The organism is Streptomyces sp. NPDC004435 (assembly GCF_042873895.1).
GTDB lineage: Bacteria > Actinomycetota > Actinomycetes > Streptomycetales > Streptomycetaceae > Streptomyces.
This window is the reverse complement of record NZ_JBIAMB010000036.1, coordinates 18,234-32,174: the sequence shown is the minus strand read 5'-3', so window position 1 is coordinate 32,174 and position 13,941 is coordinate 18,234. Positions and strand designations below refer to the sequence as shown.

Here is a 13,941-nt window from a genome sequence, read left to right as displayed (position 1 = left end):
CGGGGCACCGGGTGGCATCGGGTGCCCGATACGGTGGGAGCACCATGAGCGCATCGCAGACACCGGACGTTCCCGCCGTTCACGCCGCGGACGTGCCCACACTTCTCGTCAAGATCTTCGGGAAGGACCGGCCCGGTATCACCGCCGGTCTCTTCGACACCCTGGCCGCCTTCTCCGTCGACGTCGTCGACATCGAGCAGGTCGTGTCGCGCGGCCGGCTCGTGCTGTGCGCGCTGGTCACCGAGCCGACCGTCGCCACTCAGGGCGAGCTGCGTGCCACCGTGCACAGCTGGGCCGAGTCCCTGAAGCTCCAGGCGGAGATCATCTCGGGCACCGGCGACAACCGGCCGCGCGGCGAGGGCCGCTCGCACGTGACGGTGCTCGGGCACCCGCTGACGGCCGAGCAGACGGCGGCCATAGCGGCCAGGATCGCCGGTTCGGGCGGCAACATCGACCGTATCTTCCGGCTGGCGAAGTACCCGGTGACGGCGGTCGAGTTCGCGGTCTCGGGGTGTGCGACCGAGGTGCTGCGGACGGCGCTGGCCACCGAGGCGCACACGGTCGGGGTGGACATCGCCGTGGTCTCGGCGGGGCTCCACCGGCGGGCGCAGCGGCTGGTCGTCATGGACGTGGACTCGACGCTGATCCAGGACGAGGTCATCGAGCTCTTCGCGGCGCACGCGGGGTGCGAGGAGAAGGTCGCCGAGGTGACGGCGGCGGCGATGCGGGGCGAGCTGGACTTCGAGCAGTCGCTGCACGCGCGCGTGGCGCTGCTGGAGGGCCTGGACGCGTCGGTGGTCGACAAGGTGCGGGCCGAGGTGCGGCTCACGCCGGGGGCGCGCACGCTGATCCGTACGCTCAAGCGGCTCGGCTACCAGGTGGGCGTGGTCTCGGGCGGCTTCACGCAGGTCACGGATGATCTGAAGGAGCGGCTGGGGCTCGACTTCGCGCAGGCCAACACCCTGGAGATCGTGGACGGGAGGCTGACCGGCCGGGTCACGGGCGAGATCGTGGACCGGGCGGGCAAGGCGCGGCTGCTGCGCCGGTTCGCGGCGGAGGCCGGGGTGCCGCTGGCGCAGACGGTGGCGATCGGCGACGGCGCCAACGACCTGGACATGCTGAACGCGGCCGGTCTCGGGGTGGCGTTCAACGCCAAGCCGGTGGTGCGCGAGGCCGCTCACACGGCGGTGAACGTGCCCTTCCTCGACACCGTGCTGTATCTGCTGGGGATCACCCGCGAGGAGGTCGAGGCGGCGGACGGCGGCGAGGAGCCGCTGGAGCACTGAGTCCGACCGCCCGTCCGTTGTCGTACGGCAGAGGGGCCCGGTCGTCATGAGGACGGCCGGGCCCTTCGGCGTACGGGCTCCCGCGGGTGCGAGCCGACGGCCCGCGGGGCGGGCGGGGCGCGGCGTGGTTCGGGCGGGGGCCGTGGGGCGCAGGCGAGCCGCCCGGGGCGACCGACCGTGGGGCGGGCGCGGGCCCGCCGGTCAGGCGTACGGGCGGTGAGGCGTACGGCTGGTGAGACGTACGGGCGGTGAGGCGTACGACGGTCGGACGTACGACGGTCAGGCGTGTGGCGTCCAGAACTCGGCGAGGCGGCCGACGCCGTGCTCGACGGACTTCCAGGTGCCGGTGAAGGTGAGGACGGCGTAGGAGGCGGTCGGGTAGCCGCTGCGGTTCATCCGGGCGAGCGCGTCGCCCTCGGCGTCGCCGGCGAGGGCGTCGGCCAGGGCGTGCATGCCGGGGTTGTGGCCGATGAGGAGGACGTCGTCCACGTCTTCGGGGATCTCGTTGAGCAGGGCGATGAGCTCGCCGAGGGACGCCTCGTAGATCCGCTCCTCGTAGACCGTCTTCGGGCGCTCGGGCAGCTCGTGGACGGCGAGCTTCCACGTCTCACGGGTGCGGGCGGCGGTCGAGCAGAGGGCCAGATCGAAGTGGATGCCGGACTGGGCGAGCCGGCGGCCGGCCACGGGTGCGTCCTTGCGGCCGCGCTCGGCGAGCGGGCGCTCGTGGTCGGACTCCTGGCCCCAGTCTGCCTTCGCGTGCCGGAGCAGCACGATCCTGCGGGTTGATTCGACGCTCATGGTCCACAGCTTGGCACGGATCGACCCGTCCTGACTCAGAGAGCGAGGGTTTGCCCGATCAGCCGGACGACCCTGCCGATCCCCTCCTCCCCGCCCGCCGCCGCTGCCTCACCCGGCCCGGTGACCAGCAGCAGGAGGGCGGTGAAGGCGGCCACCGGGAGGGCGAGGGCCCACCAGGGCAGCCGGGTGTCGACGCCGGTGGGCGTGGTCCGGTCGCCGGTGCGGGTGAGGGCCGCCATGGCCGCCTCCGTGAGGGGGTGCCCCCTGGACGCGGTCCGCGGGGGAGGTGGGTGCCGCGGAACCGCGGTGTGTCTCCACCGTAGGGAGCGCGGGTGCCGCGGCCCATCCGGTGATCCACCTACTCGCCCCTGAGTCTTTCCCCTAGGGGATACGGGGGTTGTCCCTACCCCCGGGCCGTGGCGGGGACCCCTGCTCGCGGGGCGGACCGGGTCAGGGGGAGGCGATCGAGGCGATGACGCCGATGACGACCGTGATGCCGAGCATCGCGCCGAGCACGAGGAGCAGCTTCTTCTGGCCGCCCTGGGGATTGGGTTCGAGAACGGGCATGGACACAGTGTCGCATCTCAGGATTCGTCTTCGATCGTCCGGTCCCGTCCCGCGAGCGATCCCACGATCATCTGCGGCACCATCAGCCCGCCCATGAGGGCGATCGGCACGCCCCAGCCGCCGCTGTGCTGGTAGAGCACGCCGACGAGGAGGGGGCCGGGGATGGAGATGAGGTAGCCGACGCACTGGGCGAAAGCGGAGAGGCGGACGACGCCGGCGCCGGTGCGGGAGCGCAGGCCGATCATGGTGAGGGCGAGCGGGAAGGAGCAGTTCGAGATGCCGAGGAGCACCGCCCAGACCCAGGCGCCGCCCGCCGGGGCGAGCAGGAGGCCGGTGTAGCCGACGAGGCCGCAGGAGCCGAGGGCGACGACGATCGGGCCCTGGTGGCGCATCCGGGTGGCGAGGCGGGGGATGACGAAGGCGAGCGGGACGCCCATGACCATCGTGACGGCGAGGAGGACGCCCGCGGTGGAGGCGGGGACACCGGCGTCGCGGAAGATCTGCGGCATCCAGCCCATCGTGATGTACGCGCCGGTGGCCTGGAGGCCGAAGAAGCAGGCGAGCGCCCAGGCGGTGCGGCTGCGGTACATGGGGCGGGGCGCGGTCCCGACGGCGGGGGCGCTCGGGGCCGCGGGGGCGGGCGTCGCGGCCGCGCCGGGCGCCGCGCCCCGTTCGGTGCGGGCGGTGCCGGACCGGGAACGGGCGGTGCCCGGTTCCGTACGGGCGGCGCCGGTGCGGTCCTTGACGAGCGGGAGCCAGGGCAGGACGGCGAGGGCGGCGAGTACCGCCCAGACGCCGAGACCGAGGCGCCAGTCGCCGCCGAGGGCGTCGGTCATGGGGACGGTGACGGCGGCGGCGAGCGAGGTGCCGAGCGCGAGGGCCATGGAGTACAGGCCGGTCATGCTGCCGATGCGGTCCGGGAAGTACCGCTTGACGATCACCGGCATCAGGACGTTGCTGACGGCGATGCCCATGAGGGCGAGGGCGCTGGCGGCGAGGAAGGCGGCGGTGCCGTTCGCGAGGGGGCGCAGCAGCAGCCCGGCGAGGATCGCGACCATGCCGGCGCAGACGACGGCGGCGGGGCTGAAGCGGCGGGCCAGGCGCGGGGCGGTGATGCCGAAGATCGCGAAGCAGAGCGGTGGCACGGAGGTGAGGACGCCGGCGACGGTGCCGCTCATGTGGAGGCCGGCGCTGACCTCTTCGAGGAGGGCGCCGAGGCTGGTGATCGCGGGGCGCAGGTTGAGCGCGGCGAGGACCAGTCCGACGGAGACGAGGCCGAGGGTCCAGCGGGCGGTGCGGGCGCCGTCCGGGGCGGGTGCGGGGTGCTCCGGGGCGGGGGCCGGCCGGGTCGCGGCGGCGGGGTCGAGGGTCTTCGGCTCGTCTGGCATGGAACCATCATAGAATCATGGGATGATTGGTTGTCCAATCCCGAACCAATACCGGATCCGTCCCGGCCGCATGCTGGAGCCGTCCCGGCCGCATCCTGAGTCGACCCCGGATCAACCCTGACCGCCCGACCCCGACCCCGGCCCCGTACCGCTGACCCTGACCCCACCCCGGAAGGTGAATCCCCCATGGCCCTCGGGCACCCCCGGCGCACCGGTCTGACCGACCAGGTGATCGCCGAGCTGCGGAACCAGATCACGTCCGGCGAGTGGCCGGTCGGCTCCCGGATCCCGACCGAGCCCGAGCTGGTCGAGCAGTTGGGCGTGGCCCGCAACACGGTCCGCGAGGCGGTCCGCGCCCTCGCCCACAACGGGCTGCTCGACATCCGGCAGGGCTCCGGCACCTACGTGGCGGCGACGAGCGAGCTGGCCGGGGTGATGCACCGGCGATTCGCGGGCTCCGATCCGCGGCACGTGGCCGAGCTGCGTTCCACCCTGGAGTCGGCCGCCGCGCGGTTCGCGGCCCGGCGGCGCTCGGAGCGGGACCTGAGGCAGCTGGACGCGCTGCTGGTCCGGCGCGAGGAGGCGTGGGACTCGGGGGACGCGGAGCGGTTCGTGACGGTGGACGCGGCCTTCCACCACGCGGTGGTGGCGGCGTCCGGGAACGACGTGCTGACCGAGCTCTACGCGGACCTGGGCGACCTCCTGCGGGAGTGGCTGCGCGACGACGTGGGCCAGGTGCTGCGGCCGGAGAACCACATGGACCACGCGCGGCTGGTGGAGGCGATCCGGAGCGGGGACGCGGAGCGGGCGGCGGAGGAGGCGGCCGGCTATCCGTTCATGTGCCTGGGCGGGCGGGAGGGGACGGAGCCGCGACCGGTTCGTGGGTGACCCACGCCGAGCGGACGTCCTTCCAGCAGCGGCCGGTGATCGTGGCGTGGTCGGCGGGGGCGACGTCGACGGGCGCGCTGTCGGTGTCCAGGTCCCACCAGGGGTCGCACTCGACGTGGAGCCGTACCCGGTCGGTGCGGGGGTAGGGGTTCCGGCAGTGGGCGGTGACCCGGCTGCCCTCGACGACCGTGTGGCAGGAGGCTCCGAAGTCCTCCGGCCCGTCGGTGACCGGGGCGGTCACGGCGGGCTCCTCGGCGGGGGCGGGGGCCGCGTGGACCTCGGCGGCGACGGCGGTCCCGAAGAGCAGTGCGGCGACCGAGGCGTAGGCGGCGAAGCCGCGCTGGAGCGTGCGCATGCCCGTACCTCCTCCCCGTGAGTAGCCGGAACGACACGCTCCGACCAGTCTGCGGTGATCCGCCGGACTTTTCGAGTCGAGGCCGGCAGGCCCGGGAAACGGCCGGGGCCGGGTGCGGTCCCCTGGGGGGACGCGCACCCGGCCCCGGCCGGTGCGTGACGCGCGGTGTCAGGCGCCGATCGCGTGCAGGCCGCCGTCGACGTGGACGATCTCGCCCGTCGTCTTCGGGAACCAGTCGGAGAGCAGCGCGACGATGGCGCGGCCGGCCGGCTCCGGGTCGGAGAGGTCCCACTCCAGCGGGGAGCGGCTGTCCCAGACGCTCGCCAGCTCGGAGAAGCCCGGGATGGACTTGGCGGCCATGGAGCCCAGCGGGCCGGCCGAGACCAGGTTGCAGCGGATGTTCTGCTTGCCCAGGTCGCGGGCCATGTAGCGGCTGGTCGCCTCCAGGGCGGCCTTGGCCGGGCCCATCCAGTCGTACTGGGGCCAGGCGAACTTCGCGTCGAAGGTGAGGCCGACGACCGAGCCGCCCTCGCTCATCAGCGGCAGCACGGCCATCGTCAGCGACTTCAGGGAGAAGGCCGAGACGTGCATGGCCGTGGAGACCGACTCGAACGGCGTGTTCAGGAAGTTGCCGCCGAGGGCGTCCTGCGGGGCGAAGCCGATGGAGTGGACGACACCGTCGATGCGGTCGCCGAGGTGCTCGCGCACCTGGCCCTCCAGGCGGGCGAGGTGCTCGTCGTTGGAGACGTCGAGCTCCAGGACCTTGACGGCCTCGGGGCGGGGGAGCTTCTTGGCGATGCGCTCGGTGAGGGTCGGCCGCGGCCAGGCGGTGAGGATGATCTCCGCACCCTGCTCCTGGGCCAGCTTCGCGGCGTGGAAGGCGATGGAGGACTCCATCAGCACGCCGGTGATGAGGATCTTCTTGCCCGCGAGGATTCCAGAGGTGTTCGTCATCGTGCTCAGTGACCCATTCCCAGTCCGCCGTCAACCGGGATGACGGCTCCAGTGATGTACGAGGCGTCGTCGGAGGCGAGGAACCTCACGGCCGCGGCGATCTCCGTGGGCTGCGCGTAGCGGCCGAGCGGGACCTGGGACACGATGCCCGCGCGCTGCTCGTCCGTGAGCACGGCGGTCATGTCGGTGTCGACGAAACCGGGCGCGACGACGTTGAAGGTGATGTTCCGCGAGCCGAGCTCACGGGCGAGCGAGCGGGCGAAACCGACCAGGCCGGCCTTGGAGGCGGCGTAGTTGGCCTGGCCCGCGGAGCCCAGCAGACCGACGACCGAGGAGATCAGGACGACGCGGCCCTTCTTGGCGCGGAGCATGCCGCGGTTGGCGCGCTTCACGACGCGGAAGGTGCCGGTGAGGTTGGTGTCGAGGACGGACGTGAAGTCCTCCTCGGACATGCGCATGAGGAGCTGGTCCTTCGTCACGCCGGCGTTGGCCACGAGGACCTCGACCGGGCCGTGCTTCTCCTCGATCTCCTTGTACGCCTGCTCCACCTGCTCGCCGTCGGTGATGTCGCACCGCACGGCGAGACAGCCCAGTTCGGCGAGCTCGGCCGGCGGCTCGCCCGACCGGTAGGTGTACGCGACCTTGTCGCCCGCCTCGGCGAACGCGCGGACGATGGCGAGGCCGATGCCCCGGTTTCCTCCGGTGACGAGAACCGAGCGGCTCAACGGATCACCCTTTCGATCAGCGGTCTGGTACCTCGAAAACCTATCGGTACCACCCACCACATGGGGAATCGGCCTCCGACAGTGGCATGCGGGCGTCACTGTCGGGTCCCTACAGACGCGGGCCGGAGCGGGAGGCGGCCCGCGAGGGCTCCCCGGGCCGCCCCGACCGTGCCGCCGCGCACCCTGGCGCCGCCCTCCCCCATCGGCCTCCGTCATCGCTCCCCGTCATCGGTAAATGCGCCGAAGAGCGTGACTCGGCGTGATTCACTTCCGGTTGCCGTCAACCGCAGCAGGTTCCCGTCACGCAGAGAGCGAGGCCGCTCGTGGTCCATGCGATCGAACCGACCTTCCATGCCCTTCCGCTGAGGGCGCTCGCCGACGCGGCGCTCGCGCGGGCGCGCGCGCTGGGCGCCGAGCATGCCGACTTCCGCCTGGAGAGGGTCCGCAGCGCCGCCTGGCGGCTGCGGGACGCCAAGCCGGCGGGTTCCTCGGACACCACCGACCTCGGGTACGCGGTGCGGGTGGTGCACGGCGGGGCCTGGGGCTTCGCCTCCGGGGTCGACCTCACCATGGACGGGGCCGCCCGGGTGGCCTCGCAGGCCGTGGCCATGGCCCAGCTGTCGGCGCGGGTGATCGCCGCGGCCGGCTCCGACGAGAGGGTCGAGCTGGCGCCGGAGCCGGTGCACGCGGACAAGGTGTGGATCTCCTCGTACGAGATCGACCCGTTCTCCGTGCCGGCCGAGGAGAAGAGCGCGCTGCTCGCCGACTGGTCGGCGCGGCTGCTGCGGGCCGACGGGGTGGCGCACGTGGACGCCTCGCTGCTCACGGTCTTCGAGAACAAGTTCTACGCCGACACGGCCGGCACCGTCACCACCCAGCAGCGGGTGCGGCTCCACCCGCAGCTCACCGCGACCGCCGTGGACGGCACCACGGGCGAGTTCGACTCGATGCGGACGATCGCGCCGCCGGTCGGCCGGGGCTGGGAGTACCTGACCGGCACCGGCTGGGACTGGGACAAGGAGCTGGACGAGATCCCGGAGCTGCTCGCCGAGAAGATGCGGGCGCCGAGCGTCGAGGCCGGCCGGTACGACCTGGTCGTCGACCCGTCGAACCTGTGGCTGACCATCCACGAGTCCATCGGGCACGCCACCGAGCTGGACCGGGCGCTGGGGTACGAGGCGGCCTACGCGGGCACCTCCTTCGCCACCTTCGACCAGCTGGGCAAGCTGGCGTACGGCTCCTCCGTGATGAACGTGACCGGTGACCGCACGGCCGAGCACGGGCTGGCGACGATCGGGTACGACGACGAGGGCGTCGAGGGACAGTCCTGGGACCTGGTGAAGGACGGCACGCTCGTCGGCTACCAGCTGGACCGGCGGATCGCGAAGCTCACCGGCCTGGGCCGGTCCAACGGCTGCGCCTTCGCGGACTCCCCCGCGCACGTGCCGGTGCAGCGGATGGCGAACGTGTCGCTCCAGCCCGACCCGGGCGGACTGTCCACCGAGGACCTGATCGGCGGCGTGGAGCGGGGCATCTACGTGGTCGGCGACCGGTCCTGGTCGATCGACATGCAGCGGTACAACTTCCAGTTCACCGGCCAGCGCTTCTTCCGCATCGAGAACGGCCGGCTGGCCGGGCAGCTGCGGGACGTGGCGTACCAGGCGACCACCACCGACTTCTGGGGCTCGATGGAGCAGGTCGGCGGCCCGCAGACGTACGTCCTCGGCGGCGCCTTCAACTGCGGCAAGGCCCAGCCGGGCCAGGTCGCCGCCGTCTCCCACGGCTGCCCCTCCGCCCTCTTCCGGGGCGTCAACATCCTGAACACCACGCAGGAGGCCGGTCGATGAACAGCCGTGTCAGCAAGCCGCACGAGATCGTCGAGCGGGCCCTGGAGCTGTCCCGGGCCGACGGGTGCGTCGTCCTCGCGGACGAGGAGTCCTCGGCCAACCTGCGCTGGGCGGGCAACGCGCTCACCACGAACGGCGTGACCCGGGGCCGTACCCTCACCGTGATCGCCACCGTGGACGGCGCCGAGGGCACCGCCTCCGGGGTGGTCTCCCGCTCCGCGGTCACCGCGGAGGACCTGGAGCCGCTGGTGCGGGCCGCCGAGGCGGCGGCGCGGGCGGCGGGACCGGCCGAGGACGCGCAGCCGCTGGTGGAGGGCGTGCCCTCCTCCCCCGACTTCACCGACGCCCCCGCCGAGACCTCCTCCGCCGTCTTCGCCGACTTCGCGCCGGCGCTCGGCGAGGCCTTCGCACGCGCGCGTGCCGGCGGCCGGGAGCTGTACGGCTTCGCGAACCACGAGCTGAGCTCCACCTACCTGGGCACCTCGACCGGGCTGCGGCTCCGGCACGACCAGCCCAACGGCACCCTGGAGCTCAACGCCAAGTCGCCGGATCGCACCCGCTCCGCCTGGGCCGGGCGCTCCACGCGGGACTTCAAGGACGTGGACCCGGCGGCGCTCGACGCCGAGCTGGCCGTCCGGCTGGGCTGGGCCGAGCGGCGGATCGAGCTGCCCGCCGGGCGGTACGAGACGCTGCTGCCGCCGACCGCCGTGGCCGACCTGCTCATCTACCAGCTGTGGTCGTCGATGGCGCGGGACGCGGTGGAGGGGCGGACGGTCTTCTCCCGGCCCGGCGGCGGCACCCGGCTCGGCGAGACCCTCTCCCCGCTGCCGCTGACCCTGCGCAGCGACCCGAACGAGCCGGGCCTGGAGTCCGCGCCCTTCGTGATCGCGCACACCTCCGGCGACGACGAGTCGGTCTTCGACAACGGTCTGCCGGTCGCCCCGGTGGAGTGGATGCGGGCCGGTGTGCTCGACCGGCTCATCACCACCCGGCACACCGCGGGCCTCACCGGCCTGCCGGTGGCTCCCGGGGCGGGGAACCTGATCCTGGACGGCGGCGGCGACCGCTCGCTGGAGGAGATGGTGGCCGCCACCGAGCGCGGGCTGCTGCTGACCTGCCTCTGGTACATCCGCGAGGTGGACCCGGCGACGCTGCTGCTCACCGGGCTGACCCGGGACGGCGTCTACCTCGTCGAGAACGGCGAGGTGGTCGGCGAGGTCAACAACTTCCGGTTCAACGAGTCGCCGGTGGACCTGCTGTCGCGGGCCACCGAGGCGGGCCGGACGGAGCGGACCCTGCCGCGCGAGTGGAGCGACTGGTTCACCCGGGCCGCGATGCCCGCGCTGCGGGTGCCGGACTTCAACATGAGCTCGGTCAGCAAGGGCGTCTGACCCGCCTAGACTGGGCTGTCACCCCATAACGATCCAAGGAGACTGACGACCGTGACGGACATCGTCGACGAGCTGAAGTGGCGCGGGCTCTTCGCCCAGTCCACCGACGAGGACGCCCTGCGCAAGGCTCTCGCGGACGGTCCCGTCACGTTCTATTGCGGCTTCGACCCGACCGCGGCCAGTCTCCACGTCGGCCACCTGGTCCAGGTGCTCACCGTCCGCCGGCTCCAGCAGGCCGGGCACCGGCCGCTGGCGCTGGTCGGCGGGGCCACCGGTCAGATCGGTGACCCCCGGCCGACCGCCGAGCGCACCCTGAACGACCCCGAGACGGTGGCGAACTGGGTGAACCGGCTGCGTTCCCAGATCGAGCCGTTCCTCTCCTTCGAGGGGGAGAACGCGGCCGTCATGGTGAACAACCTGGACTGGACCGCGGGGATGTCCGCGATCGAGTTCCTGCGGGACATCGGCAAGCACTTCCGGGTCAACAAGATGCTGACCAAGGACTCGGTGGCCCGCCGCCTGGAGTCCGAGCAGGGCATCAGCTACACCGAGTTCAGCTACCAGCTGCTCCAGGGCATGGACTTCCTGGAGCTGTACCGGCGCTACGGCTGCACGCTCCAGCAGGGCGGCTCCGACCAGTGGGGCAACCTGGTGGCCGGTCTCGACCTGATCCACAGGCTGGAGCCGGGCGCCGAGGCGCACGCGCTGGCGACCCCGCTGATGGTCAAGGCGGACGGCACGAAGTTCGGCAAGACCGAGGGCGGCGCCGTCTGGCTCGACCCGGAGATGACGACGCCGTACGCGTTCTACCAGTTCTGGCTGAACGTGGACGACCGGGACATCTCCACCTACATGCGGATCCTCTCCTTCAAGCCCCGCGCGGAGCTGGAGGAGCTGGAGGCGCAGACCGCCGAGCGTCCGCAGGCGCGGGCCGCGCAGCGGGCGCTGGCGGAGGAGCTGACCACGCTGGTGCACGGCGCGGACCAGTGCCGCGCGGTGATCGAGGCGTCGAAGGCGCTGTTCGGGCAGGGCGACCTGGCCGAGCTGGACGAGCGGACGCTGGCCGCGGCCCTGTCCGAGCTGCCGCACGCGCGCGTGACCGAGCTGGGCCAGGTGGTGGACCTGTTCGCCGAGGTCGGCCTGGTCGCGAGCAAGTCGGCGGCGCGGCGCACGGTGAAGGAGGGCGGTGCCTACGTGAACAACGCGAAGGTGACCGCCGAGGACGCCGTCGTCGAGGCCGGCGAGCTGCTGCACGGCCGGTGGCTGGTGCTGCGGCGCGGCAAGAAGAACCTGGCGGCCATCGAGTACGCGGGTTAGTCGGTACGCACCTGCCGGAGGCCCGGTACGGCGATCGGTCGCCGTACCGGGCCTCCGGCGTGCTCCGCGCGGATCAGGTGCGCTGTCTGCCGCCCTTGAGCGAGGCCCAGATCATGTCGCCGACGCCGACCACGAGCACGGCACCGATGAGCTGGAGCAGGTGACGGGTCCAGTCGATGCCCTTGGTGTCCTCGACGCCGATCCAGCCGGCGACCGCGTTGCCCAGGACGCTGCCCAGAATGCCGAAGATCGTCGTCAGCCACAGGGGGATCTGCTGCTTCCCCGGGAGGATCGCCTTCGCGATCAGACCCAGGACGAAACCGACGATGATCGCCCACAACCAACTCATAGTCGCCTCCTCGTACGCATGTGGCCCCAGTCTCGGCCCGTCGGCCATACGGCGCATGTCGGACGCCTCCGTACGTGCCCCGGTCTCGTCGCCGCGGGACCGTGGGCGTACGGTGGTCCGAGGTCCGGCCCGGGGAGGGTCCGGCGTGAGCGGCGGGTGGTGGAACGCGATGCGGAAGCAAGGAGAACCCGAGGTCTTCCGGATCACCGGGGCCCGGCAGGGGCTCACGGACGACGTCCGGGGCAGGCAGCGGCGGTACATCATCTCGATGTCGGTCCGGACTCTCTCGGTGATCGCGGCCGCGGTGCTGTGGAACGTGGAGCGGCACGTGGCGATCGTCGCGCTGGCCCTCGGGGTGCTGCTGCCGTACATCGCCGTGGTGATCGCGAACGCGGGCCGGGAGAGCGCCCCCTCGCTCCCGTCGGCGTATCTGCCGGCGCCGGTGCGGCCGGCGCTCGGGCCGGCCGAGGGCGCGGCGGAATCCGGAGCGGAACGTCCGCAGGGACCGGCCTGACCCGGCCCGCCCTTTCACCGTCACCCGGCGTGACGGTGAAGCCGCCGGGAACCTCAAGAAAAGCTCAGATCAATCATGAAGTTCCGGTGCACCGCACCCAGGGTGCCGTGACATACTGCGTACGCGCTCCGCATCCCCCGTCGGAGCGACGGACCGATGCCGGGCAGCTCCCCCCGTGGCTGCTCGGCATCGCCCTTGCTGGACAATGTTCCGGTGATCAATGGTCCCGTGAGTGACGAGAAGCCGATCTGCTCCGCGAAGGGCTGCCGGGCCGACGCCGTCTGGGTGCTCGCCTGGAACAACCCCAAGCTGCACACGCCGGAGCGCCGCAAGACCTGGCTCGCCTGCGAGGAGCACCGCGAGCATCTTTCCCAGTTCCTGGGCGTGCGGGGGTTCCTGAAGGACGTCGTGCCGTTCGCTGAGTGGGACTCAGCCGCCGATGGCTGACATCGGGCGGTCGGGCTGAAGGAAGCTCGGGTCGTCCAGGCCCGAGCCGGCCTTCTTCCCCCACATCGCCTTCTTCCACAGCTCCGCGACGTCCGCGTCGGGGGCGTCCGAGCGGAGCGCGGCCCTCAGGTCGGTCTCCTCGGTGGCGAAGAGGCAGGTGCGGATCTGTCCGTCGGCGGTGAGCCGGGTGCGGTCGCAGGCCCGGCAGAACGGGCGGGTCACGGAGGCGATGACGCCGACCGTGTGGGGGCCGCCGTCGACGACCCAGCGCTCGGCCGGGGCGGAGCCGCGCTCGTCGGCGCCCTCCTCGGTGAGCGTGAAGCGGGTGCGCAGCGACTCCAGGATGTCCCCGGCGGTGATCATGCCGTCGCGCTTCCAGCCGTGCTGGGCGTCGAGCGGCATCTGCTCGATGAAGCGGAGTTCGTACCCCTCCTGGATCGCCCAGGCCAGCAGGTCGGGGGCCTCGTCCTCGTTGAGCCCCGGCATCAGGACCGCGTTGACCTTCACCGGGGTGAGGCCGGCGTCGCGGGCGGCGGCCATGCCGTCGATGACGTCGTGGTGGCGGTCGCGACGGGTGAGGGTCTTGAAGACCTCGGGGCGCAGGGTGTCCAGGGAGACGTTGACCCGGTCGAGGCCGGCCGCCTTCAGGGCGGTGGCGGTGCGCTTGAGGCCGATGCCGTTGGTGGTCAGCGACATCCGGGGGCGGGGCTCCAGGGCGGCGCAGCGCTCGACGATCCCGACGAGGCCGGGGCGGAGCAGCGGCTCGCCGCCGGTGAAGCGGACCTCGGTGACGCCGAGGTCGGTGACGGCGATCCGGATGAGCCGGACGATCTCGTCGTCGGTGAGGAGGTCGGGCTTGGCCAGCCACTGAAGGCCCTCTTCGGGCATGCAGTAGGTGCAGCGCAGATTGCACCGGTCCGTGAGGGAAACGCGCAGGTCGGTGGCGACTCGGCCGTACGTGTCGAGGAGCACGGTTCCCCTCCCCTTCTCCAGGATTCGCTTCTCGTTCGAGCCTACGTGACCGCGTGGGTGCCGGGCACGGGCCGATTGTCACGAGGACGGCACCGGCCGCGTCGTAGAACTCTACGACGCGGCCGGGGGATCGCTGCGGACCG

At 72.3% G+C, this 13,941-nt stretch carries 16 protein-coding genes; 7 read left to right on the top strand and 9 right to left on the bottom strand.

Annotation, left to right across the window (positions count from 1 at the left end; all coding sequences use genetic code 11):
* Positions 1-44 precede the first annotated feature (44 nt).
* Positions 45-1,286: a phosphoserine phosphatase SerB gene (gene serB / locus ACFYT9_RS38535; protein ID WP_376601234.1), complete on the top strand. Its 1,242-nt coding sequence runs from the start codon at positions 45-47 to the stop codon at positions 1,284-1,286.
* A 279-nt stretch (positions 1,287-1,565) separates the two neighbouring features.
* On the opposite strand, the gene ACFYT9_RS38530 is transcribed toward serB, so the two are convergent.
* The 4 genes from ACFYT9_RS38530 to ACFYT9_RS38515 form a co-directional block, all read right to left on the bottom strand.
* Complete coding sequence (locus ACFYT9_RS38530; protein ID WP_387273235.1) at positions 1,566-2,084, bottom strand: SixA phosphatase family protein; 519 nt, start codon at positions 2,082-2,084, stop codon at positions 1,566-1,568.
* A gap of 35 nt (positions 2,085-2,119) precedes the next feature.
* The gene (locus ACFYT9_RS38525) at positions 2,120-2,323 is read right to left on the bottom strand and encodes a hypothetical protein (RefSeq protein WP_389171618.1); all 204 of its coding nucleotides are present in this window, start codon (positions 2,321-2,323) and stop codon (positions 2,120-2,122) included.
* Between the two features lie 211 nt (positions 2,324-2,534).
* On the bottom strand, positions 2,535-2,651 hold the full coding sequence (locus tag ACFYT9_RS38520) for an SGM_5486 family transporter-associated protein (RefSeq protein ID WP_360315565.1): 117 nt from the start codon (positions 2,649-2,651) through the stop codon (positions 2,535-2,537).
* A gap of 17 nt (positions 2,652-2,668) precedes the next feature.
* Positions 2,669-4,039, bottom strand: coding sequence for a CynX/NimT family MFS transporter (locus ACFYT9_RS38515; protein WP_389171614.1), 1,371 nt, complete (start codon positions 4,037-4,039; stop codon positions 2,669-2,671).
* Between the two features lie 186 nt (positions 4,040-4,225).
* Between ACFYT9_RS38515 and ACFYT9_RS38510 the strand changes: the two genes are divergently transcribed.
* Positions 4,226-4,927 (top strand): FadR/GntR family transcriptional regulator, encoded by a 702-nt coding sequence (locus tag ACFYT9_RS38510; protein WP_376601240.1) that lies wholly within the window; start codon positions 4,226-4,228, stop codon positions 4,925-4,927.
* On the opposite strand, the gene ACFYT9_RS38505 is transcribed toward ACFYT9_RS38510, so the two are convergent.
* The 3 genes from ACFYT9_RS38505 to fabG form a co-directional block, all read right to left on the bottom strand.
* Positions 4,875-5,282, bottom strand: a complete 408-nt coding sequence (locus tag ACFYT9_RS38505) for a hypothetical protein (protein ID WP_376601242.1) — start codon at positions 5,280-5,282, stop codon at positions 4,875-4,877. The two genes, ACFYT9_RS38510 and ACFYT9_RS38505, sit on opposite strands and share 53 nt — an antisense overlap.
* Positions 5,283-5,450: 168 nt before the next feature.
* On the bottom strand, positions 5,451-6,236 hold the full coding sequence (fabI, locus tag ACFYT9_RS38500; RefSeq protein WP_376603633.1) for an enoyl-ACP reductase FabI: 786 nt from the start codon (positions 6,234-6,236) through the stop codon (positions 5,451-5,453).
* Between the two features lie 5 nt (positions 6,237-6,241).
* Positions 6,242-6,961, bottom strand: a complete 720-nt coding sequence (fabG, locus tag ACFYT9_RS38495; protein WP_376603632.1) for a 3-oxoacyl-[acyl-carrier-protein] reductase — start codon at positions 6,959-6,961, stop codon at positions 6,242-6,244.
* A gap of 323 nt (positions 6,962-7,284) precedes the next feature.
* Here fabG and ACFYT9_RS38490 point away from each other — a divergent pair, with 323 nt between their 5' ends.
* Genes ACFYT9_RS38490 through tyrS form a run of 3 tightly spaced genes read left to right on the top strand, consistent with a single transcriptional unit; the run spans position 7,285 to position 11,516 of the window.
* Entirely contained in the window at positions 7,285-8,808 is a 1,524-nt protein-coding gene (locus ACFYT9_RS38490; RefSeq protein ID WP_387273244.1) for a TldD/PmbA family protein, read from the top strand.
* A complete protein-coding gene (locus ACFYT9_RS38485) occupies positions 8,805-10,199 on the top strand; it encodes a metallopeptidase TldD-related protein (protein ID WP_389171609.1) in 1,395 nt (464 codons plus the stop codon). The genes ACFYT9_RS38490 and ACFYT9_RS38485 overlap by 4 nt, the downstream gene beginning before the upstream one ends.
* 51 nt (positions 10,200-10,250) lie before the next feature.
* Positions 10,251-11,516 carry a tyrosine--tRNA ligase gene (tyrS, locus tag ACFYT9_RS38480; RefSeq protein ID WP_376603626.1) on the top strand — a complete coding sequence of 422 codons (1,266 nt, stop codon included), beginning with the start codon at positions 10,251-10,253 and terminating at the stop codon, positions 11,514-11,516.
* 73 nt (positions 11,517-11,589) lie between these two features.
* Here the strand turns inward: tyrS and ACFYT9_RS38475 are convergent, their stop codons facing one another.
* Positions 11,590-11,865, bottom strand: a complete 276-nt coding sequence (locus ACFYT9_RS38475) for a GlsB/YeaQ/YmgE family stress response membrane protein (protein ID WP_376605814.1) — start codon at positions 11,863-11,865, stop codon at positions 11,590-11,592.
* A 169-nt stretch (positions 11,866-12,034) separates the two neighbouring features.
* Between ACFYT9_RS38475 and ACFYT9_RS38470 the strand changes: the two genes are divergently transcribed.
* Positions 12,035-12,379 carry a DUF3099 domain-containing protein gene (locus tag ACFYT9_RS38470; protein WP_389171605.1) on the top strand — a complete coding sequence of 115 codons (345 nt, stop codon included), beginning with the start codon at positions 12,035-12,037 and terminating at the stop codon, positions 12,377-12,379.
* A gap of 228 nt (positions 12,380-12,607) precedes the next feature.
* Positions 12,608-12,826 (top strand): hypothetical protein, encoded by a 219-nt coding sequence (locus ACFYT9_RS38465; RefSeq protein ID WP_376605816.1) that lies wholly within the window; start codon positions 12,608-12,610, stop codon positions 12,824-12,826.
* Here the strand turns inward: ACFYT9_RS38465 and moaA are convergent.
* Positions 12,809-13,798: a GTP 3',8-cyclase MoaA gene (gene moaA, locus ACFYT9_RS38460; RefSeq protein ID WP_376605818.1), complete on the bottom strand. Its 990-nt coding sequence runs from the start codon at positions 13,796-13,798 to the stop codon at positions 12,809-12,811. The genes ACFYT9_RS38465 and moaA overlap by 18 nt on opposite strands.
* Positions 13,799-13,941 lie beyond the last annotated feature (143 nt).